At 54.8% G+C, this 22065-nt stretch carries 16 protein-coding genes; 5 read left to right on the top strand and 11 right to left on the bottom strand.

Annotated features, from left to right (window positions below):
* Positions 1–27: 27 nt before the first annotated feature.
* The 6 genes from E1297_RS38535 to E1297_RS38510 all read right to left on the bottom strand — a co-directional run bounded on the left by E1297_RS38535 (position 28) and on the right by E1297_RS38510 (position 6690).
* Positions 28–714: an ABC transporter ATP-binding protein gene (locus E1297_RS38535; protein WP_155147657.1), complete on the bottom strand. Its 687-nt coding sequence runs from the start codon at positions 712–714 to the stop codon at positions 28–30.
* On the bottom strand, positions 711–1460 hold the full coding sequence (locus tag E1297_RS38530; RefSeq protein ID WP_155147655.1) for an ABC transporter ATP-binding protein: 750 nt from the start codon (positions 1458–1460) through the stop codon (positions 711–713). The genes E1297_RS38535 and E1297_RS38530 overlap by 4 nt, the downstream gene beginning before the upstream one ends.
* On the bottom strand, positions 1453–2439 hold the full coding sequence (locus tag E1297_RS38525) for a branched-chain amino acid ABC transporter permease (RefSeq protein WP_155147653.1): 987 nt from the start codon (positions 2437–2439) through the stop codon (positions 1453–1455). The genes E1297_RS38530 and E1297_RS38525 overlap by 8 nt, the downstream gene beginning before the upstream one ends.
* Positions 2436–3356 (bottom strand): branched-chain amino acid ABC transporter permease, encoded by a 921-nt coding sequence (locus tag E1297_RS38520; protein ID WP_155147652.1) that lies wholly within the window; start codon positions 3354–3356, stop codon positions 2436–2438. The genes E1297_RS38525 and E1297_RS38520 overlap by 4 nt, the downstream gene beginning before the upstream one ends.
* Positions 3357–3407: 51 nt before the next feature.
* Positions 3408–4538: an ABC transporter substrate-binding protein gene (locus E1297_RS38515; protein WP_155147650.1), complete on the bottom strand. Its 1131-nt coding sequence runs from the start codon at positions 4536–4538 to the stop codon at positions 3408–3410.
* Positions 4539–5094: 556 nt separating this feature from the next.
* On the bottom strand, positions 5095–6690 hold the full coding sequence (locus E1297_RS38510) for a GMC family oxidoreductase (protein ID WP_155147648.1): 1596 nt from the start codon (positions 6688–6690) through the stop codon (positions 5095–5097).
* Between the two features lie 109 nt (positions 6691–6799).
* Between E1297_RS38510 and E1297_RS38505 the strand changes: the two genes are divergently transcribed.
* From E1297_RS38505 to E1297_RS38490, 4 genes are all read left to right on the top strand, one after another.
* Positions 6800–8038: a TRAP transporter substrate-binding protein gene (locus tag E1297_RS38505; protein WP_155147646.1), complete on the top strand. Its 1239-nt coding sequence runs from the start codon at positions 6800–6802 to the stop codon at positions 8036–8038.
* Positions 8039–8104: 66 nt separating this feature from the next.
* Complete coding sequence (locus E1297_RS38500; RefSeq protein WP_155147644.1) at positions 8105–8770, top strand: TRAP transporter small permease; 666 nt, start codon at positions 8105–8107, stop codon at positions 8768–8770.
* Positions 8770–10128 carry a TRAP transporter large permease gene (locus E1297_RS38495; protein ID WP_155147642.1) on the top strand — a complete coding sequence of 453 codons (1359 nt, stop codon included), beginning with the start codon at positions 8770–8772 and terminating at the stop codon, positions 10126–10128. The genes E1297_RS38500 and E1297_RS38495 overlap by 1 nt, the downstream gene beginning before the upstream one ends.
* An 11-nt stretch (positions 10129–10139) precedes the next feature.
* Positions 10140–10925: an IclR family transcriptional regulator gene (locus E1297_RS38490; protein WP_155147640.1), complete on the top strand. Its 786-nt coding sequence runs from the start codon at positions 10140–10142 to the stop codon at positions 10923–10925.
* Positions 10926–11203: 278 nt separating this feature from the next.
* Here E1297_RS38490 and E1297_RS38485 read toward each other — a convergent pair whose 3' ends face one another.
* From E1297_RS38485 to E1297_RS38475, 3 genes are all read right to left on the bottom strand, one after another.
* The gene (locus tag E1297_RS38485; protein WP_155147638.1) at positions 11204–12781 is read right to left on the bottom strand and encodes a serine hydrolase; all 1578 of its coding nucleotides are present in this window, start codon (positions 12779–12781) and stop codon (positions 11204–11206) included.
* Between the two features lie 340 nt (positions 12782–13121).
* Entirely contained in the window at positions 13122–15056 is a 1935-nt protein-coding gene (locus E1297_RS38480) for a RiPP maturation radical SAM C-methyltransferase (RefSeq protein WP_155147635.1), read from the bottom strand.
* A 6-nt stretch (positions 15057–15062) separates the two neighbouring features.
* Positions 15063–15344: a hypothetical protein gene (locus E1297_RS38475; protein WP_155147633.1), complete on the bottom strand. Its 282-nt coding sequence runs from the start codon at positions 15342–15344 to the stop codon at positions 15063–15065.
* Between the two features lie 172 nt (positions 15345–15516).
* Here E1297_RS38475 and E1297_RS38470 point away from each other — a divergent pair, with 172 nt between their 5' ends.
* A complete protein-coding gene (locus tag E1297_RS38470; RefSeq protein WP_155147631.1) occupies positions 15517–18423 on the top strand; it encodes an AAA family ATPase in 2907 nt (968 codons plus the stop codon).
* Between the two features lie 448 nt (positions 18424–18871).
* Here E1297_RS38470 and E1297_RS38465 read toward each other — a convergent pair whose 3' ends face one another.
* On the bottom strand, positions 18872–20497 hold the full coding sequence (locus E1297_RS38465; RefSeq protein WP_155147630.1) for a N,N-dimethylformamidase beta subunit family domain-containing protein: 1626 nt from the start codon (positions 20495–20497) through the stop codon (positions 18872–18874).
* Positions 20498–20506: 9 nt separating this feature from the next.
* Positions 20507–22065: CoA transferase (locus tag E1297_RS38460; protein WP_196223498.1), on the bottom strand; the 1559-nt coding region annotated here is incomplete at its 5' end.

Raw genomic sequence — 22065 nt, 5'->3', positions numbered from 1 at the left:
GCGCTTTCTGATGGGGTTCAAACCCCATCAGACACCCACAAATCTCTCGGATATTTCAGGCGTCAGATCCGCCATGGCACCTGCCCAAACCGTCTTACCGCGTTCCAGTATCACTGCTTTGTCTGATACGGCTGCCAGTTCCTTCAGAGATTTGTCGATCAACAGAATAGCAACGCTGGTTTCCTGTTTCAGACGGCGCAAGGCCGCCCAAATCTCTTGCCGGATGATCGGCGCAAGGCCTTCGGTTGCCTCATCAAGGATCAGCAGGCGTGGGTTGGTCATAAGCGCGCGGCCAATTGCAAGCATCTGTTGCTCTCCGCCCGACAAAGATACCGCGCGTTGACCTTCCCGTTCACCAAGCCGTGGAAACAACTCAGCCACCTTGGCCATGTTCCAATCCCCGGGCCGAGCTGCAGCGACAAGATTTTCCCGCACGGTAAGATCGGCAAAACAGCGACGTCCCTCCGGCACAAGACCCACACCCTTGCGAGCAACTTTGTGGCTGGGAAGATCATGCAGATTTAGCCCATCCAGGGTAAGTGTCCCTTCGGACCTGATCATCTGACAGATCGCCTTTACGGTTGTCGATTTGCCCATTCCATTTCGCCCCATCAGGGCCGTCACTTCACCCTCGGCCATTGTCAGATCCACTCCGAACAATGCCTGGCTGACACCGTAAGTGGCGGTAAGGTTCTGGACGGTAAGAAAGCTCATGCCTCGTCCCCCAGATAGGCTTCGCGCACTTCTTGACTGCTGCGGATTTCATCAGCAGTTCCTGTGGCGATGACCTTGCCATAGACCAAGACGCTGATCCGATCCGCCAGGGCAAAGACCGCGTCCATATCATGTTCCACCAGCAGGATTGGTGCTTCTTCGCGCAATCCATCCAGAAAACCGGTCAGCCGCTTGGAACCTTCTGCCCCAAGCCCCGCCATCGGTTCATCCATGATGAAAGCCCTTGGCGACAGTGTCAGCGCGACAGCCACCTCCAATTGCCGACGTTGGCCATGGCTTAAGTTGGCACAGCGCGTGTTGCGTTCTTCCGCTAAACCGACGCGGTCCAATGCGGCTTCAGCTCTTTCCAGAAGTGCATCGGTCTTCAAGGCGCTGCGCCAGAATCTCCAGGCGACCCCTTGGGCACCCATCGCGCCCAGGACCGCATTTTCCAGCACTGTATCTTCCATGCACAGGTCGGAAATCTGGAAAGTTCGCCCCAATCCAGCGCGCGCTCTGACTTGGGTGGTTTTGCCGGACACGTCCTGCCCACACAGTACCACTCGCCCTGAATCCGGCCTTAGCCCACCGCAGATCTGCTTGATCAGTGTGGATTTTCCTGCTCCGTTGGGCCCGATGATCGCGTGAATTTCGCGGGGCATTAGATCAATGGAAACGTCGTTAGTTGCCTTGAGCGCGCCAAAGCTTTTGTTCAGACCATGAGTTGCAAGGATCGGTTCAGACATGCGCCCCCTCCTTACCGGTCAGAAGACCAATCAACCCGCCGCGTCCGAACAGGACAATGCACAACAGAATAATGCCCAGATAGACATGCCAGAATTCTGTGAGTTCACCCAGAAAATGCTCTAGCGCGACGAATACACAGGCACCAATCACTGGTCCCATCAGACGCCCTACTCCGCCGATAATAATCAAAACGATCAGTTCGCCCGACAATTGCCAGCTGAACATTGTAGGTGAAACAAAGCGGTTCAGATCAGCAAACAGCGCACCCGCAAGCCCCGTGATGGCACCTGAGATGACAAATGCCAGCAGTTTGAGATGCATGGGGTTTAAGCCAACAGTCTCGACCCGTGCATTGGTTTGACGCGCTGCGTTCAGTGCCAGACCAAAGGGCGATGACTGAAGTCGTGAAAAGAGAAAGAGCACGATGCACAGCAGGGCGAAACATATGCCGAAGAACTGAATTGGAACCAGCGTGTTCAGGCCCGGGAAACCATTTCGAACATAAATCGAAAGCCCATCCTCGCCACCGTACTGGGCCCACGAGATTGCGAAGTAGAAGAACATCTGGCCAAAGGCGAGTGTGATCATGATGAAATAGACACCGGATGTTCGCAGAGACAAAAGGCCAATGAAGAACGCCACGATCGCTGACATTATCATTGCAACAAGCCAGATAACCGGCATTGAATTGGTGCCATCTGTCTCAAAGAACCCGAGGTCGAGCGCAGTATAGGTCTGTGCGTGATAGGCAAGGATACCCATCGCGTAACCGCCAATGCCGAAGAAAACGGCATGGCCAAAGCTAACCATCCCGCCTATGCCCAGAATGAGGTTCAGACCGACCGCTGCCAATGCAAGAATGACTGCACGGGTTACCAGCGTGATCGTGAAAGGTTCATCCGTTGCCAACGCCCAAAGTGGCAACGCAAGCAACCCGATCAGCACGAGACCGTTGATATAGCGTTCATCAAGCGTCATGCACGTGCTCCGAACAAGCCGGTGGGACGCCAGATCAAAACCAGTCCCATCAGGATGTAAATTCCCATGGATGCGATGGCCGAGCCGCTTTTCTGTGCAGCGCCTGTATCCATGAACAATTTGAACAGTTCGGGCAGAAACACGCCGCCCAATGTATCGGTTAGACCCACCAGAAGCGCCCCGATGAATGCCCCCCGGATCGACCCGATGCCCCCGATCACAATGACGACGAAGGCAAGGATAAGCACAGGCTCACCCATACCGACCTGAACCGATTGAATTGCACCCACCAAGGCTCCGGCCAGACCAGCCAGAGCGGCCCCAAGCGCGAATACAAGCGTGTAGAGCTTTGAGATATCGACACCCAATGCCGCGATCATTTCTCGGTCATTTTCACCGGCACGAATTTGAATCCCGATCCGTGTACGTTCGATGAGCAGCCAAAGCCCCCCCGCCACAGCCATCCCGATCAGGATCAGAGTCAGACGGTACAGGGGATATTCGATCCCACCGGGCAAAGTCACGGGACCGGACAGCGCCTCTGGAATGTTCAGGAACAGTGGAAAGGATCCGAAAATCCAGCGTGTACCCTCTGAAAAAATCAGGATCAGAGCAAAAGTAGCCAGAACCTGATCCAGATGCGCGGCATCATAGAGCCGCCGTATGACAACCATTTCGATGATTGCACCGGCCAGAGCAGCAGCCGCAAGAGCAGCGATCAAACCCAGAAAGAACGAGCCCGTTACACCTGCCGCAGCCGCCGCAGCGAACGCCCCGACCATATACAACGAGCCGTGGGCAAGATTGATCAGACCCATGACCCCAAAGATCAGTGTCAGGCCGGCAGCCATTAAAAAGAGCATAACGCCGAATTGCAGTCCGTTGAGGATCTGCTCAATAATCAGGATCGAAGACATGGAAACTCCGGGTATCTGCCCGCCCTCAGTCAGAAGGCAGGCAGGGATCGATCACATTTTGCAGTCGGCCGCGTAGGCGTCAGAATGACCTTCCAGCGCTGCACCGATGATCTTGTTCGTAAAGACGTCGCCTTCCTTGATCACTTCGCGTGCATAGATCGTCTGCACCGGGTGATGGTTCGGGCCAAAGGCGAAATCCCCGCGTGTGCTGTCGAAGTCAGCGGCCCGCAGCGCTTCGCGGAATGCATCTGCATCCGACGGGTCAGCTTTCTCAAGCGCCGATAGCAACAGGTTCGCAGTGTCAAACCCCTGGCTCGCATAAAGCGATGGCAGGCGACCGTACTCGGCCTGGAAACTTTCGACGAAAGCCGCATTGGTTGGGTTGTCGATGTCCTTGTTCCATTGCGACGTATTCACAACACCAAGTGCTGCGTCCCCGACGGCCTGAAGGATGCCCTGGTCAAAGCTGAACGCAGGACCAACAACTGGAAGGTCAATACCGCTGTCGGCATATTGCTTGAGGAAGGAAATCCCCATGCCGCCGGGCAGGAAGAAGAACACGCTGTCCGCATCACTTGCCCGGATCTGCGCGATCTCGGCGGCATAGTCCGTCTGACCAAGCTTGGTATAGACTTCACCGGCCAGATCACCCTTGAAGTACCGCTTGTAGCCGGTCAGGGCATCAGTGCCCGCCGGATAGTTTGGCGCCATGATGAAGGTCTTTTCATAGCCCGCTTCATTGGCATAAGCCCCTGCGGCCTCGTGCAGGTTGTCGTTCTGCCACGCAACGTTGAAATAGTTCTGGTGGCAGCCTTTGCCTGCAAGCGGGGAAGGCCCGGCATTGGGCGACAGGTAGAACACATTCTGGTTCACCGCCGCTGGGACAACCGCCATAGCAAGGTTGGACCAGATGATCCCTGTCATCACATCAACACGCTCGGACTGGATCATTTTATCCGAAAGCTGAACCGCAATATCCGGTTTGCGCTGATCATCTTCGATCACGACCTCAATGTCGTCACGGCCGGACTGTGCAATTGCCAGCATGAAACCATCGCGGACATCAATTCCAAGACCCGCACCACCACCGGACAGAGTGGTGATCATCCCGACCTTGACCTCAGCCAGTGCGCCTGTTGCGCACAGGGCAGATGCCGCAGCGGCCAATAGCAGCTTTTTCATTTGTTTCTCCCTTGTTGGTCTTTCCTATTTCATACAAAACTCGGGCGTTCTGAACACCCGTTCGAGGCCTTATTTTCAGACGAAATTTCAACACGGTGTTGAGATATCCGGGAAACGAGAGTGCACAAGGCCATCGAAAGCGCGCTAACGACCCTGTCAGCGACCTCTATTGGAGCTATGCACCTGCCATGCAGAGCAAAGGCAGGAAACTCTTGGCCAGATCAATAAAAGGTTGGTTGGTGTCGCAGATCAGTCGAAACCTCACATAACGGAAATGGCTCCAGCGGTTAAAGCTATTTTCGAAACCCCTAGCCAGAGTAATCGGCCAGCGGTTCAACAAGTTAGGAAAGCGGCATGCGTTCATCCGATTTGATCAGGCGACCATCAATCTGAGCTTTTTAACGCTTATTGAACGCAGGAAAATGCAAAGCGACAGCTCGCCCGACATTCTGCTGGTCGCGATGCACTGCATTAACTGTCGCCGCGATGAGCAGAGGAATTCCCTGATCTGCAGCGACAATGCAAACCAGTTCAAGGTAATGTCAGGACGACACACCTAAGCCCTGTCAGAAAGCAGTTCGCTTGCTTTCTCTCCAATCATGATAGCTGGGGCATTGGTGTTCCCACTAACGATTTCCGGCATTATTGAGCAGTCGGCAACCCGCAGGTTTTCGAGTCCGTGCACCTTTAGACTGGAATCTACGACTGATCTGTCGGACGACCCCATCGCACAGGTGCCGGTGGGATGATAAATCGAAACAGAATTAGATCTCGCCCAATCCAGGGTTCCACTGTAGTCGTCAGTGGATAGTTCGGCTGTCGGCCTAAACTCTTCCGAAATTTTTGACGCAAGCGGATTATGACGCGCGATCTTGCGTGCAATATTCACTCCATCAACGATGGTGCGACAGTCAACTTCGGTAGACAGGTAGTTCGGGATAATCTTCACGTGTTGAGTAGGGTCTGGACCATTCAGACGCAACTCTCCCCTGCTCTGGGGGCGAAGCTGACAGACCGACATCGTGAAGGCCGAAAACGGATGCACGCCCTCACCCGGGCTGTCTGCAGACCATGGTTGCACATGAAACTGAATGTCAGGCGTTTCCACCTCAGGTCTGGTCTTCAGAAATCCTGTTGCAAGGCTGGCCGCCATTGTCATCGGACCTGCCCGGAACAATGCGTATTTCAGAGCAATACGAGCCTGATTGAACAGGCTGCGCACTTCGTCATTCAGCGTGGGCTCATTACACTTGAACACCAGACGCGCTTGCAAATGATCCTGCAAACCTTTCCCGACACCGGGCAGCGCGTGCACGGGCTCGATTCCGTTTTCCTTCAGGTGTTCGGGGTCTCCGATGCCGGACAACATCAGGATCTGTGGAGAGTTTATAGCCCCGCCGGACAAGATGATTTCACGACGGACTTTTATCGTTTTCTCATTCCCTGCGCGGTCTCGATACACAAGCCCTGTGGCCTTTTTGCCGTCCAGCACGATGCGACTGACCAAGGCATGTGTCATGATATTCAGGTTTTTCCTGTTTCTAACAGGTTTCAAATAAGCAACGGCGGCACTGCACCTGCGACCGTTTCGCGTAGTTAGCTGAAAGTAGCCAACACCCTCCTGCCTTTCACCGTTGTAGTCAGGATTGAACGGATATCCCGCAGCCTGCGCGGCGGTGACCCACGCGTCACAGATTGGTCGCTGAATCCGCATGTTGGAAACCGAGAGCGGGCCGCCGATTCCATGGAAATCGTCCTCCCCGCGCTCCTGATCTTCGCTACGTTTGAACAGGGGCAACACGTCATCCCAACCCCATCCCGTGTTACCCATTTGGCGCCAACGATCATAATCTTCTTTCTGGCCACGAACATAAAGCAACCCGTTCAGCGAAGATGACCCGCCCAGCACCTTACCACGCGGCCAGTCTATCGATCGTCCGTTTAGACCCGGATCCGGTTCGGTGCGATAACACCAGTCGAGAGAAGGGTTATGCATGGTCTTGAAGTAGCCGACGGGAATGTGAATCCACGGATTGGTGTCCGGTCCTCCTGCCTCAAGCAAGGCGACCGTCGTCTGAGAATCGGCACTCAGTCGGTTGGCGATGACACAGCCCGAAGAACCGGCTCCGACAACTGCATAATCTACCTCCATGATGGTCTCCTCCCAAGGTCACTGAAAAAAACCCTATGCAAATTGCCGGAACTATACTAGCATTTTTTGATACAAAAAGTCTCATTAATTGCGATCAGGGAGGTAAGCAATGGAGATCGGTAAGAAACTAAGCGGTATTTCAAGGCGGGATTTTTTCCGTGTGGCTGGACGCTATGGCATGAGCTCGACGCTGCTGGCCGCAGGTGGATTCGGCGGGGCGATGAGTCTGGCCAATCTCGCGCAAGCAGCTGAATCAACTTACGAAAAACGGTTCTCGAAAGAACCAAAGCACACACTGAAATTCGGTGCGTCCGGCTTCAACACCCGCAACCTGTTGATCGAGCGGGCGGGCGCTATCGAGTTCGCTCGCGACCTGGAAGAGCGCACCGATGGCGAGATTCGCATCGAGTTCATCGGTGACAACCAGATTTGTGGACAGCTGAGTTGTGTGGAGAAGACACAGCAGGGAATCGTCGACATCTATGCGGCCTCGACCCAGAACTCGGCTGGTGGCGCACCTTATCTGAACGTGCTGGACTATGCCTATATGTTCCCCAGCCGTGCAGCTCAGTACCACTTCTTCTATAGCCCGGCGAGCCAGCGCATCCTGCGTGAGCCACTTGAAAAACGGCATGGGCTGAAATTTCTGTTCACCCACTGCGAACTGCGCGGCCTGCAAATGGGCTCGACCTTTGCTGACAAGCCGACCGTTACCAAACTGGAAGAGCTATTTGGCACAAAGAACCGCGTGACAGGCACACAGCTTGGCCGGATCGCCATGCAGCTTCTGAACCTGAACCCGGTTCCGGTTGCGTGGGAAGAAACACTGGACGCTCTTAAAACCGGCCTGATCGATGGTGCCGAAACGTGGGCATCGGCTGTTGCCTACGCCAATATGGCGCCTGTGGTTTCGCAGTCAGTAAACCTCAAGTTCTTCTGCGGAACCGAGCATACGTCGATGTCGGCAAAAGTGTTCGATAGCCTCGGAGGCGAACTTCAGGATGCAGTGATGGAGTCGTCGTATTTCACACAAGCCCTCATCCAAGGCGCGAACGAAGCTGCGCTTTTGAACACGGTCGGTTTCTCGGAGCCCCAGCTTCCCAACACGATCTTCGCCGAAAACGGCGTTCGTCCGGCCTTCCTGCCCGATGATCAGATCAAACTGGCCGAAGAGATGTGCGCCCCGAACTACAACCCTGAACCGTGGGCACAGTGGCGCGAACGCCTCAACAAGTGGGCCGGTGGTATCGACACCTACCAGGAGATCTACGACATCGCGCGCGAGATCCCCGCAGACACCTTGCCGGAAAATGTTGAACCACGCCGTTGGTGGATGGGCCAAGCCTGATTAATCTGAGCGAGCCGGCCTCAAAAGGGCCGGCTCATTCAAACACCGACTGGGAGGACGGGGTTCATGTCATTATGGGCAGATATCGGCGCTATTTTCAGCGCCTTGCTCACTCGCGATTCATTCGAGATTCAAATCGCCTTGGAATCTGATGCCGCTTGGATTGTCGGCACGATTGTTGCAGCCTTAGGCGGCTTTCTGGTGATGCTGATCTATCGCAAGGTGCCCTTTATCGAACGCCATCTTGAGCGTTCGGTTATGGTATATTCCTACCTCGCCATCGCATTGATCATCTTTTGGGGCGTGATCGACCGGTTCGTCTTCAATGATCAGGAACCCTGGTCCACCACCATTCCTCCACTTCTGTTCATGGTGATGGCCTGGTTTGGTGCCTCCTATAATGTGCGCCTGCGCACCCATCTAAGTTTCAGCGAATTCCGCACGGCGATGCCGCGAAGCGGGCAGTTGGCCTGCCTGATACTCGATGCCGTCCTGTGGTTCATTTTTGCGGTGATCGTCATTGTGACCACGTCGCGACTGGTTGCGCTGTCCGCCTCGAATTTTCAGATCGTGCTTGGGACCGACAACATCATGCAGTGGTGGTTCCTGCTGGCCGCCCCGCTTTCATTCTTCCTGATGGTCGGGCGCGTTTTTCAAAACCTAGCAGATGATCTCAACAACTGGAAAACCGGCGAGCCGCTGATCAAGCAGGCCGTGATAGGAGCAGACTGATGACAGACGGTACATGGGTCACTCTGATCTCTCTGGGGGTCACGTTTCTGTTTATGCTGGGCGTGCCGGTGCTGCTGGTTATCGGCTATTGGGTGATCGGTTGCTCATTCGTTTTGGGACTGACACTCGACAACATGGGCGCCGAGCTGCTCAATGTTTTCAACAAAGGATTTGCCCTGCTGGCTATGCCGTTGTTCATCCTGACAGGCGACCTGATCAACAAATCTGGCATTGCCCGACGGCTTAGCGATTTTGCCTATGCCTGTCTGGGCTGGATACGCGGCGGGTTGGCGATGGCTTCGTTGGGGGCCTGCGGGCTGTTTGCTGCGATCTCTGGATCGAACTCTGCGACTACCGCGACAATCGGGTCAATGTTACACCCCGAGATGGTCAAAGGCGGATACGACGAACGTTTCAGTGCCGCAACTGCAGCAGCTGGTGGCACCGTTGGGATCATTATCCCACCGTCGATCATATTCATCGTCTACGGTTTCCTGATGAACCTGCCAATCTCCGAGCTGTTTGTAGCTGGCATCCTTCCAGGTGCACTGATGGTGTTCGGCATGCAGTTTGCATGCTGGATCATCTGCCGGATCAACGGCTGGGGTCACCTGATCCCTTTGCAGCTGAACCGAGTTCTCAAAACTGCTTTCGGTGCCTGGCTTGGTTTCTTTGCGATCGGGCTGGTCTTGTGGGGCATCTACACTGGCAAGTTCTCTCCGACCGAGGCGGCTGGTGTAACTGTCGGGTTTTGCGTGATTGCCGGATTGGTCAGCTATCCGATTAATCGCATTATGGGTGCTCGCGGCGATATTTCACCCTCTGAAAAAACCTATGCAGAAATGCTGGTCGTCGAAGGTTTCACGATCCCTGAAATCCCCTCGATCGTGATCCGGTCTGCACAAATCACGGGAATTCTGGCCCCCTTGATCGCCATTTCTGTCGTCATGCAGCAAATTCTGTCCCTGCTCGGCGCCCAGCAGACTATTGGCGATTTCGTGACCTCAATGGGCGGCTATCACGCAGTTCTGTTTACATCGATGGTGATTGTATTCTTCTCGGGAATGGTGCTGGAGAGCTTACCTGTCACGATCATCCTTGCACCAATCCTTGCCCCTATTGCGGCCTCTGTCGGGATTGATCCGATTCACTTCTCGGTCATCTTCCTCGTTGGCGCCTCGATCGGTTTCATCACCCCACCATATGGCCTGAATCTCTATGTTGCATCTGGCGTGACGGGTGTGCCGTATTTCCGCCTGCTCAGATACACAGTTCCGTATCTCGCAGCGCTGCTTTCGGTATGGATTTTAGTCTCTTTGGTACCTGATCTGGCCTTGATCCTACTACCAAACAACTAGAATGTAACGGGATGGTATCTACGGACGCATCACAACGTGAAACCCAAATTCCCACGAACTTGCGGTTACTTCTGATCCTAGAAGAAGTGGCAAGGCGCGGTGTTCCCGTCAAACCGGCAGAGTTAGTTGATACGCTCGGTCTTGCGAAACCGACAATTCACAGGCTGCTTCAAACCGCCGAAGCTGAAGGGTTTCTTCAACGCGATCTGGATGGCAGATCCTACGGGCCCGGTCCGCGCTTGCGCCAGCTGTCGGTCAACACAATGTCGGCAGAACACCTGCGCACCGCGCGGCTTGCGATTTTGCGTGGCATTGCCGACGAAGTAGGAGAAACCTGCAACCTCGCCATCCCCGACCGGGAGGGTATGATTTATCTCGACCGGGTCGAAACAAAGTGGCCACTTCGAATTCAGTTGCCAATTGGCACCCAAGTACCTTTTCATTGCACGGCAAGCGGAAAGATGTACCTCTCAACCCTTCGCCAGAAGACGCTTGATGGCTACCTGTCGGCTCGAAAATTACTTCCCCAAACCGACCATACCTTGACGAGGCCCAAAGCGCTGCGAGATGAGATTACCCTTATCTCCCAAAACGGTTACTCCACAGACAACGAAGAGTTCATGCTTGGGATGTCTGCCATTGCAGTTCCAATTTTTGACGCCAATAAACGTCTCGTTGCTACTTTGTCGGTACACGCTCCAACTCAGAGGCATGACGTAGATGGGTTAGTTCTGTTTCTGGAAACTTTACAGCGAGGGGCAAAGAAACTTTCTAACTTGCTTTCTTTTGATCAATAACAAGCGAGCTTCCGGCGATCAGCGTCAACACCGAAAGTCAGAATGGCTGTTGTTTGGATCAGAGTAGATCAGCCCCGCTCGCGAATGTTTGCGAAATTCTCGAACGGCACTCAAAGCCGACCACCAATCCTACAAGCCCAATACCACCTAGTGGCAGTTAGGGTTAATGCCTGACCAACGAGAGGCGGTTCTGTGCAAAATCGGAACAGAGGTCTGCCTTAAGCCGGTCGATGGGCAGGTATACGACGGACATTAAACAACGCTATCAGGAAACAGAGTCAGACACGGATGAAACGAGAAGGTTCGTGTTCACCAAACAGCTCAACTACGATACTTCCCGCTTTGCCACTCGCTAGATCTTCGAATGTCAGCATTGAGCGCGATCCGGGTGGAGCGTTTTCCGTAACAAAGTCGAAAACCATGGTGGCTCCGTCCCACGGTTGCAGCAGGTAATCCTGCGAATGCGGTCCAACTAACAATACCAATTGCTCTCCCGTCGCCTGAATCTCCACAGTCCCAAAATATGGGTGGCTGTACTTGCCGACAGCGGTTTCGAAATTCAGAAGAACGGCCGCGTCGACAGGGGGAAAAACGCCCACAGTATGTCCGAGTGGGTCAAAGAACGGTTTGAACAATTGAGAATAGCCTGCATACCAATCGCGGGTCTGATTTCCAAACTGAGCCAGATCGGTGAATTCCGCTGCGATGGATTCCACCGCCCCTACCGGAGATGCATTCGACAATACGACGATGCCAAGATCTAAAGAGGGAATGAGAGAGAAGCAGGTGCCCGTGCCCATTACAAAGGCCCCGGAGTGGCTGAGTTTTATTCGCCCGGAAGGTTCGGTGCTGACATTGAAGCCAAACCCATAGAACCCGGCGCGGCTGTCTGGGGATGTAGGTGGTGAAGATACGGTTTGCGGACTGATCGCAGGAAGCAGGGCCTCGGGCGGAATTATCTGATCGTCACCGTAACGGCCATTTGCCAGAATCAACTGCATCCATCTGGCCATATCGTTGGCAGACGAACTGACACCACCTGCTGGCGACTGCGCGTCAGGCATACGCTGAAACTGCGGGAGAAACACTCCATCGCTGGGCGTATGAGGAATGGCCCGGTCAGTGACCGCCATGTAGTCAGCGAAACGCGAACTTGTACGCGTCATGCCAAGCGGCTGGTAAATCGCCTGCTCAGACAACGTTGCCCAATCGATCCCCGCTTTTTCCGCTACTGCTTCAGCGGCGGCGGTGAGGCCGAAATTGGTATAGGCGTAAGATGTCCGAAATGGAGCGAGCGGCAGCAACCTCAGATGCTCCAGTATCGTTGTGCGGTCAAAGCCCAGATCTTCCAAATCATCGCCTGCGTGATCTGGCAGACCGGACCTGTGACTGTACAGGTCCCCAATGGTCAACAACTCACTTCGCGCCGGGTCCGACAGACGAAACCATGGCAAGAGTTCATGCATGGGGCTGTCCCAGGAAACAACTCCTTGCCCCACTTGCTGCGCAACCACTGTGGCCCCGACTGATTTTGATACGGAAGCGATCTGAAACACGGTGTCCGGGTTGATAGTATCCGATGCCCCCACGCGACGCAGACCGTAACCGTTGGTCAAAACTGTTTCACCCTTGTGCACGACCGCGACGGAAACGCCAGGGATACCGCTACGCGCCATGATCTCGGCAACGATTTCATCCAGTGCCGCGATTGCGGTCGCAATCTGACCAGGCGGCACCGCAATGCCCGCCATTTGAGACGGCGATGGCGTCTGGGCATACGCCGTCAGAGGCATACCGACCAGCGAGGCGGTCGCAGATCCAAGGAAAAACCGACGGGAAATAGAATTGGTTTGCATAATAAATCTCGGCTAATTCATACAGGTAACTCTAACCATAGTTTGGTGAACTGCATAGATTCAGGACCGATTGATTTGTTTGCAGTCTGGCCGTCGGCAGCGTTCGCGCTTTCACAGGCTATGTCGCAAATTAGCTGAAAGTCCGGATCGGCGTGATACGGGACGAACTCATCCAGCGATCCCGACAAAAATCCGAAAGTCCGAGATTATAGCTCTGTAGAACGACCGATCCACCAAGCCTCTGATAGATGCATACCAAAAATGATCTGAGACACGCCGTGGCGAACTTGGCAATTCATCCTTGCTGCGGTTAGAGAAACCAAAATATAACAAGCCCTTATCAGACAAAATCTTCGCGTCGCTGCACAGCAAAAGCCAGGTGCGGACTGTTCCGAATAACACTCCAATCGGGGGCTCGCGTGAAACCAGGCGTCCTGAGCACAAGCGACAGTAAAGCGTCTTGTTCGACAGTCAGCAGGTTAAGCTCACACAACCGCTCAACCGCTTTGCGCACTGAATTCCGGCCAAATTGAGGGGCTACACGCTCCTCCAATTGAGTGGCCCCAACAATAGTGGAGGCATGCGCCAGGACCGCACAATCTGTGGGCGATAGCTGATGCTCAATTCGCTGATCTCGGCTCCGTGTGTCAATCACAACATCCTTGTCCAGATACAGCTCGGCAGAGCCGGCATCGTTCTGCCAAACCGTCAGCGCCTTGAGTGTGGGTTCTGCGCGGTTCTGCGCTGTGGTGTCTGATTTATCAACGATGTCAAAGTGATAGGAAAACTGTGTGAGATCCTCTTTTGGAACATCAAAGATATATTTATAGGGCGTTGCCGGTCGAACCTGAATGCCATAGGCTTCGGGATAGTCGTAGTAAGGGCTGAAGCGATCAGCCCGGACGGGGCCGACCGAGCCCGGAGGTTGCAGGTGGTGTAGGTGCGGTATCAGGTGCGCCATACGTTCAAAACCTTCGGGATTTTCACCCGGGAATCCGAACAGGAAACACCATTCGACAAACACACCGGCTTCGGCACAAAGTTTCAGAGTCTGAATGTTCTGAATCCCAGACACGCCTTTGCGCATATGCGTCAGGGTTTTCGTATCAAATGTTTCGATCCCCGGCTGAACCTTTCTGACACCTCCGTCTGCCAAAGAGGCAATCACGGCAGGTGAAAGGTTGGATTTGACCTCATAGTGCATCAGAAACGGGCGTTCATCCTGCGCCAATTTAGGAATAAGCGTCCTGAGATAGCGATGGTCCAGAATGTTGTCGACCACAACAAGGTCCGGGCCATACAAATCGGCCAGCTCACTAAACTCTGCAAATGCCCGATCAGCAGATTTGCTGCGATAGGTCATGGACTGGCCGTTGAGGCCACAGAATGTGCAATGGTGTTTGGCACCCCACCAGCATCCACGAGAGGTTTCAATTGTCGCCGATGGTTTGAACAGATCCGGCAAACCGGGCGTATTGTTAAACCTATCAAAAAACGAGGTGAAGTCCGGGACAGGCAGCGCATCCAGATCGGTGACCAGAGGGGCCGTCGCATCTTTGAGCGGCCGCGTCTTTTGTAATTGCGTCAGTATGCCCGGCACATTTGGCAGATCATCACGCGACCGCAATACACCGAGAAAATCGGGGAATGCCTCATCTCCCTCACCAATGCAGACTGCGTCCAGTTCAGGGTGGGCTTGCAACAGGGCCTGACCGAGCGGCCCTTCGCAATTTGCACCGCCCATCACGATCACGACATCCTCAGATCGCCGGCGTACAGCCTTGGCGATGGCCAATGAAGACATCACTTGCTGAAACGACGATGTGATGCCAACTACGGTCGGTTTGTCCTGAAGGATTTCTTCGGCGCACCTGTCCACAAAGGCACCGACCTGTTCGCGGGCCGAAATGGCGTCTTGCATCACGGTCAGCCATTCCACACCTGACACGTGATCAGCCAGAACCGTCGTCAGATACTCAAAGGCAACGGCTTCACTCCGGGGATAGATCAGGTCACTGAAAACCCATTCGCCCAAAAGCGCCTGATAATACCTTCCGTCCGATAAAAGCGAATAGCGATCCAGCCCAATGAGTTCTGCGAAATCAAAGCTAAAGAACTTTTCGCTTGTCCGGGCACCTGCTCTGCGGGCCAGTTGTGCAAGCAACGCCAGCCCCAGGCCAGGATGCTGAAGCGATGAAAACGGCATCGACACCAGACACAGACGATGATGTTCCGCGCCTGCATCAAGTGTCGGGCTGAGTGCCGTTTCTGTCATTGCGCGTCAGGCGCAGCGAGGCCGGATCACACCGTCCGAAGACACTTCGTATGCTTTCCTGATATCGGACATGGCAGCCTGTACATCGGCGCGACCATCGAAGACAGCGCTGATCGCTTTCAGCAGGTCAACCGCGCTACCGTCCTCATCAACAGAGATGCCCAGACGTTTAACGACGTCTTCTGGGTCAGCAATAAATTCCTTACGAAAAGATTCATCAAGAACGCCTCGACCAATGATCATCTGAACATCTTCAAGCGTTAATCCGTGTTTATGTTTGTCTGTCACGTCAATCCCTCTTATTAATATTTGTATACGGCTAGTCCATTAACCATGACGTTTCAATTAATTTCAATCGTCGGGTTTATCGAAAGGCCTGCGGGCCAGATCTTTAAGGTGCTATAATCTACAAGAATTTTTAACGTAGCGAAGTTGTACATTTTAACAGGACTTTGACAGAATGACAGGCAACGTTCAGATAGAACCGACAGAGCGCAAAATGTGCACTGTCATGTTCGCTGACATAGTCAAATCTACAATGATGATCGGCTCTCTCGATCCCGAAGATGCTGTTGACCACCTTGGACCAGCAATTGAGCTGATGATGTCGACCTGTGAGAGTCATGGCGCGACGACACTATTTACCGGTGATGGAGCCCTGGCAGTTTTTGGGGCGCCTGATGCAGATGAAGATCATGCGATCAAGGCAATCGCAAGCGCTCTGGAAATCATCCAAAACCTGTCGAAAATGGACGGCGCGCAGCCAGATATTCGGATTGGGCTGCACTGTGGCGAACTGTTGGTGAGTCATCTCCAGCACACGCTGGGTGAAGAGCAAGCATTCCTTGGCCCAGTCATGAATATTGCCAGCACGATCGAAAGCCGTGCCCGTCACAACGTAGTTACTGTTTCCGGTGCAGTGATCGAACACGCGGGTGGGGTATTCGAACACGAACCTGTCGGCGAGCTTGAACTCGGCAATCAGGCGGAACCCATTAGATTGTACGAGATACGGGCGCGTAAAAAACAGGTCTCGCGGTGGCGTTCACGTATCCGAAGGGGCAGGTCGCCGTTTGTCGGCAGAGCGCAAGAACTGGAACGTATGTTCGACGCCTGGAACACGATCCGTTCCGGTCAGGGCAATGCAGCTTTGCTCATAGGAACCGCGGGAATTGGAAAGTCCCGATTGTTGCATGAGTTCGCCGACAGCGCTTTCCTTGGCAAACACGAAACGCTGGAATTCAATTGTACATCACTGGATCAGGAAGCTGCGTTTCTGCCGATTACGCGCGCGATTACGTCCTATCTTCAATACTCTGATCCCACATCCAAAATCGGGCTAGAAGCCAGACTGTCTAACGTGTTGGCAAGCCTTCGTGATCTCGGCGAAGCAACAAGACAAGAGCTGTTTTCGTTATTCACGCGAGTTCAGCCACAATCCGAGATGGGTGTGGCCGACCATTTGCACCGCAGAAAGCTTCTGGTCGATGCGCTTGCGCGGCTCGTTTTGGCTCTTGGATCCGGGGCGCCAATGGTGCTGATTGTTGAAGATCTGCACTGGGCCGACAAAGGTACGCTGGACGTAGTAGACACTCTGCTGGACAAAATTGCGGCACAGCGCGTCCTGATCCTGTTGACGTCACGCAATGCAGATTTCGTTTCATCCGGACCAAAACCTTTGTTGGACGTCATCCACGTACCCCCATTGGAAGCTGCGGCTTGCAAAAACCTGATCAGATTGCTGCTTGATAACAGTGGCGTCGATCAGCTTGTCGCCGGATACATCGAGGAATTGAGTGACCGAACTCCGCTGTTTGTCGAAGAGTTTGTGTACAATATCCGCGACCGCCTGGACGATGATAAACATCCCAACAAGCTTCCCGATACTGTGGATGAGTTCGACATCCCCATAAGAGTGCAGCCTTTGATTGCCTCGCGTATCGATGCACTTGATCTTGAAGATCGAAAGGCGTTGCAGATCGTTGCTGTCGGCGGAATGCAATGGAACCGGGACGTATTGTTCAACACCCTTCAAAGTGAGTTCCAAGATGCGCAGGCGCGGGTCTACAGCCTGATTGAACAGGGTCTGCTCGAGTTTGCGGTGGGCGGAAATGCTCAAACCATTCGGTTCCGCCACGCACTGATCCAGAAAGTCGGCTATCGCAGTGTTCCCAGGCTGCGGCGGTACAAACACCACCGGACCATTTTCTCAACCTTGAACAAGGATGGGGATACCGACAATCTCGACCACATGCAGTCGGTCGCCCGTCATGCGGATGGTGGTGAACTCTGGCTGGACGCCGCAAATGCCTATAACCACTGTGGTGAGTTGTCGATCAAGCTCTATTCGTTTGAGGCAGCCGTATCATTCTTTGAACACGCTCTACGCTGCATCGATAAGATCCGTCACGAGGCTGATGCATTTTTGGTGGCCAAGCTGGGGCTGCAAGCGCGCAGGGGCTTGCGTGTATCTTTGGTGGCCAGCGGGGACTTCGAACGTATCCTGAGCATTTCGCGCGAGGCTGAGGACTTGTGCAAAAAGATCGGAGATACATCGTCCCGTATCGCCTCGCAGATTGACCAGGGGATCATGCTTTCGGTTCTTTCGGACGTGCGGGATGCTATAAGAGTGTCGCAGTTTGCATTGATAAACGCCGAAACGTCTGGCGATACGATGCTGCAAGCCAAGGCCGCCTTTGCTCTGGCCCAGGCCGCTTGGTTTCACGGGGATTATCTCAGCTCGGTATCTGCAATAGACCGTCACGAAAACCTCTTTGCCGAGACATTTCGTACTGTGGACATAGGTACCACGGGTTCGATCTCGGTTTTGGGCATTGCGACGCGGGCCAATGCTTACAGTATGGCCGGACGGTTCACTGAAAGTGAAAAGGATATTCGCACTGCGCTTAGCATCGCCGAGGAAACCGGGAAAGCCTATGACCAAAGCTTTGCGCTTGTCGCCCGAGGAATACAGTCTTGCATGAAGCGCGAGCTGGACACTGGAATAGCCGCTCTCAGACAAGCGCTTCGAACGTCGGATTCGGCCGGAATCGATGTGCTGTGCTGTTTTTCCGCTGCTCCTTTGGCTCGATTGCTTGCGCTAAAACACGAATTCGATGAAGCACGGACTGTTCTCAACAAGGGTCTTAATCTGGCTCAGTTGATGAAAATGGATGCGTTTGAAGCCTGGCTGCTGACGGCAGAGGTCCATGTTTTGCTGGAGGAATCCCGACATTCTGAAGCAAGAGAATTGGCAATCGACTTGTTAGATCTTTGCAGCCGAAACGGATATTCCGGTTTCCGGAACGAGCTTAAGATTTGCATTGAAATGCCTGAGTTCGGTGATCACTGGTTCGCTACGAAGTGACGGTTGTTGTGCGTGGGCTCTTTCACCTTGCAGAAATATGTATCGAGGATCGAGCGAGGTGTATGAATATCTGATCGCCCTCACCAACAGTGTGATGCCCTTCGATCCGAACAGTTATGGGTTGGCTTTGAAACGCAGCACTTGAGTATTACAGTGTTTCCGCCCCAAGTGCTTCAACTCATTCGACACGGGCAGGAACATCCGCGTCTTCGGGATAAGTAAGGCCGAGATGTTCGGGGCGAAAGCCAATTGTTGCCGGACCACGAAGTGCCGAAGACTCATCCGCTCCGCAGTTTCGCGCCAGAGCTTGCAGTTCTCCATCACAATGGGCCTTCCAGGGATACCAAGAGCTTTTCTGGCGATATCGCTGTTTCCTAACGTCTGGTCATCACAGGCGGTTTCCTCTCAACACCTCGCGTCGACGGCACCTACCGAGGGATATTCAAGATCACCCAAACCTCTCCAACACGTTACGGGTGACTTGCTCAACTTGCCAATCCCGGCGCGTCAATCCCATGACCCATTCACAGGTCGCCGCGTTGAACACCTCGCCTTTGCCACGTACCCAATGAACGATCACGCCATTGCCGCGAGCGCTGCGATCCACGGTCTCGGGCGTAACCTCACCAAACACAGCCTGTGCCTTGAACTGCGCGTCAGCGTCACCGATATAGGCCGTCTCGCCCCACACCCCATGTGATGGCTCCACGTTAGTTGCGAGCCCCAGCGCCAGTATCTGTATCGCCTGATCAGCCCCATCGCTGCCGGTAGCAAAGGGCAAACCGTCCTCCATCTGGTAATCAACGCCGTCCACCTCATAGCCAAAGATACGTGATCCTGCGCCCAGTTGATCGCCATACCCTAGCTCTGTGTTCCGGAAGGCCCAATGCTGCGGTCGATAGACGGTGTAACCGCCGCTGCCCTGCCCCACGCAGCGGCCCAGACCAGCATAGACACCTTTCAGTCCGCTTGCACCGAATGTCCTGGTGCCCGGCCAATTCACCGGGGCGACCTCCCAGGCCGCAGTGACCAGATGCGCCTGATCCGTCCCCACCAGAGGATCGCGGTCTGCTGTATATTTGTAACAGATTTGGGTCCTACCCTCGTCTTCGATCCGCGTCTGCCACAGGAAGTTACCGCCAAATCGAGCAACCCGCCCTCCACCATCGACGTAGCGATCCACCGCATGGCGCATATTGGCGGTCCAGTACTCATCATGGCCGACAAAGATCACGCATTTATGGCGGCGCAACAACTCCGGATCGGCCTCTAGATCGTGCTGCGTGGCAAAGTCCAGTTCGAACCCCTGCGCCTCTGCCCAACGGGCGAAATGCCGTTCATAGCTGGCCCAGCCAGCTGAGGCGTATTTCTTGGAATAGCCATAGGCGTATGCCCACTCCATATAGGGGTAACGCACCATTCCGCCGGGGACATGGGCACCCTCTGGCACTGCGCGAGGGGCACCCTCCGGCAGCTTGCAGAACCCCCGCGTCCATGGGCGTTGGGTTGAGACGATCGGGGAGAACGCGTTGCCTTTGGGTCCGGTAATCCCTTCGTAGTGGTTTGATCCACCCCAGCAATTGTAGGCCAGCCAGGTTCCGGTGGCGCAAACCAGTAAGTAAGGCGTCGGTGGCTTTGAGGGTGCTCGGCGCAGTAGGATCAGGTGGTGTTCCTCGATCCTGTCTCCGTCACACTCGGCGCTGAACGTGATCAGGTAACCACCCTCGCGCCAGTCGTCGGGGATGGTGAATTCGTAGGCGATATCCCAGTCACACCCCTTTACCGAACAGTCGGACGGCGTGTCTTGGTGTATTCCCGCAAGCCCCGACTCGCGTAGCAGCGGCTCATAGCGTTGTCCGTCCCGGCCAATTTCCAAATCCCAGGTTTCCGCAGTTGTTGACACTCGCAGCGCCACCCGGTCACCCGGGGCATAGGTCATCCGGTCAGTATATCCCCAAATCTCGAGCACCGCGTCATCACGCGACGGGCCGATGTAGTAGTTATCGAGGATGTGCCGCGCCTTAGCCCGCGTGCGGGGCGTCGTGGCAGGACCTGAAGTTTCCGAATGGGTCATCTCGACATCCTATTCCGGCAAGTACTTTCCGGACCAGCTTTCCGCTATCGCACCGGAGGCGATCATGGCGTCGATCTGATTACGGGAAAAGCCGATTTCGCCCAGAACCAGGCGAGTGTCGGCTCCATATTTGGGCATCGGCCCGGGGATGGTAATGGCCGCACGCGCGGGACGGACCGCATTGGGTGCCACAAGATCACACCAGCGGCCCATAGGGTGCTGGTCATGCCGGATCACACTGAAGGTTCCCCGGGTCAGATCGATCCGGTCATCACTTTCCGGCTGCAGAACTGCATCACGTGTGTCGTGCAGCGAACCCAGTGGCATCACGGTGCTAGAAGTTCCGGCAAATGCCTGCGACCAGTAGGCTACGTTGCGCGTGGCGAACTGTTGTGAAATTGCAGCCACCATTTCTGCCTCGGGCATCGCGACCAGATCAGCAAATTCCGGCAGGCGCGCCAGCGCCTCCCTCCCTTCGGATGGCGCAGCAAAGAACATCCAACCATCCGCCGCGCGGTAGCAGTGATAAAACGGCCCCCAACCCAGAGCCTCGCGCCCCGCAGGCTCGTCGAAGGCTGCGCGCCCGTCGAAGTCATACATCAACTGGGCCTGAATCAGATTTCCTGCCCCGGCCAGCGCTGCACGCGCGATGCCACCTTTGCCAGTTTTCTCGAGTCGCAGCAGCGCCGCGCCAAGTGCCACACAGGCACAGAATCCGGTCAGGACGTCGATGGTTCCGAAATGCGCATGTTCTTCGGGCGTTTGCATACCACCGCCAAAGCGTACCATGACCCCGGTCGCCGCCTGCGCCAGATCGTCATATCCCAGATGATCAGATTTCGGCCCGCGCGCCGGCCCCCCAAAGGCGTCGAGCTGCACCAAGATCAGCCGCGGGTTGATAGCCGCCAGCTGCGCTTCGCTCAATCCCAAGGCGTCACGCTGTTCGTCGGTACCGTTCATTGTTATCACATCCGACGCCTCGATCAGTCGCCGTAAAGCCAACTGACCGTCGTCCGAGCGCAGGTTTAGCAGAACGCTCTTTTTTCCGCGATGCGCGTGCAGCCCAAAGACCACCGTATTCCAAGGATCAACCGAAGGATCCACTGGCTGAATCGAGGTCACCTGCGCTCCATACCGGGCAAGAGTTGACCCGATGGTCGGGCCGGCAATAACGTTAGTCAGGTCCAGCACCTTTAGTCCATCGAGCCACCCGCCCTCTCCGTCGCCACCTGCGGCTGTTCGGGGAACCTCGGCCAGTATGTCGGATAGAGGGGCGCTGTCCGGTTCAGGCCCAGGGCTTTTTTGCAAAGCCCCCGCATCCCCGGCGAGCCAGGCCACGTTCCCCATCTGCCGCATCTTGCCATAGCGCGGGTCATCGACCTCAAGCACCAGACCCGAGGCCAGCGCGTGGGGGTCTGCGAGCCATTCCTTTGAAAACCGCTGCGCCGTGGCCGGTGCCTTGGCCGCTCCGAACAGTGCTTCCCATTCAAATGAAGGCTTGGTCAGGAATGCAGCCTTCATTGCCGACGACACCCGCTCTCTGTCACGTTCGCCAACGGGATAGTTTC

It is taken from the genome of Roseibium sp. RKSG952, assembly GCF_009711355.1.
This window is presented reverse-complemented; position numbering and strand designations above follow the sequence as displayed.

What these genes read in the sequence shown, in the direction of transcription:
- E1297_RS38535 (WP_155147657.1), bottom strand. Translation starts at nt 714, where the DNA reads ATGAGCTTTCTTACCGTCCAGAACCTTACCGCCACTTACGGTGTCAGC.
- E1297_RS38530 (WP_155147655.1), bottom strand. Translation starts at nt 1,460, where the DNA reads ATGTCTGAACCGATCCTTGCAACTCATGGTCTGAACAAAAGCTTTGGC.
- E1297_RS38525 (WP_155147653.1), bottom strand. Translation starts at nt 2,439, where the DNA reads ATGACGCTTGATGAACGCTATATCAACGGTCTCGTGCTGATCGGGTTG.
- E1297_RS38520 (WP_155147652.1), bottom strand. Translation starts at nt 3,356, where the DNA reads ATGTCTTCGATCCTGATTATTGAGCAGATCCTCAACGGACTGCAATTC.
- E1297_RS38515 (WP_155147650.1), bottom strand. Translation starts at nt 4,538, where the DNA reads ATGAAAAAGCTGCTATTGGCCGCTGCGGCATCTGCCCTGTGCGCAACA.
- E1297_RS38510 (WP_155147648.1), bottom strand. Translation starts at nt 6,690, where the DNA reads ATGGAGGTAGATTATGCAGTTGTCGGAGCCGGTTCTTCGGGCTGTGTC.
- E1297_RS38505 (WP_155147646.1), top strand. Translation starts at nt 6,800, where the DNA reads ATGGAGATCGGTAAGAAACTAAGCGGTATTTCAAGGCGGGATTTTTTC.
- E1297_RS38500 (WP_155147644.1), top strand. Translation starts at nt 8,105, where the DNA reads ATGTCATTATGGGCAGATATCGGCGCTATTTTCAGCGCCTTGCTCACT.
- E1297_RS38495 (WP_155147642.1), top strand. Translation starts at nt 8,770, where the DNA reads ATGACAGACGGTACATGGGTCACTCTGATCTCTCTGGGGGTCACGTTT.
- E1297_RS38490 (WP_155147640.1), top strand. Translation starts at nt 10,140, where the DNA reads ATGGTATCTACGGACGCATCACAACGTGAAACCCAAATTCCCACGAAC.
- E1297_RS38485 (WP_155147638.1), bottom strand. Translation starts at nt 12,781, where the DNA reads ATGCAAACCAATTCTATTTCCCGTCGGTTTTTCCTTGGATCTGCGACC.
- E1297_RS38480 (WP_155147635.1), bottom strand. Translation starts at nt 15,056, where the DNA reads ATGACAGAAACGGCACTCAGCCCGACACTTGATGCAGGCGCGGAACAT.
- E1297_RS38470 (WP_155147631.1), top strand. Translation starts at nt 15,517, where the DNA reads ATGACAGGCAACGTTCAGATAGAACCGACAGAGCGCAAAATGTGCACT.
- E1297_RS38465 (WP_155147630.1), bottom strand. Translation starts at nt 20,497, where the DNA reads ATGACCCATTCGGAAACTTCAGGTCCTGCCACGACGCCCCGCACGCGG.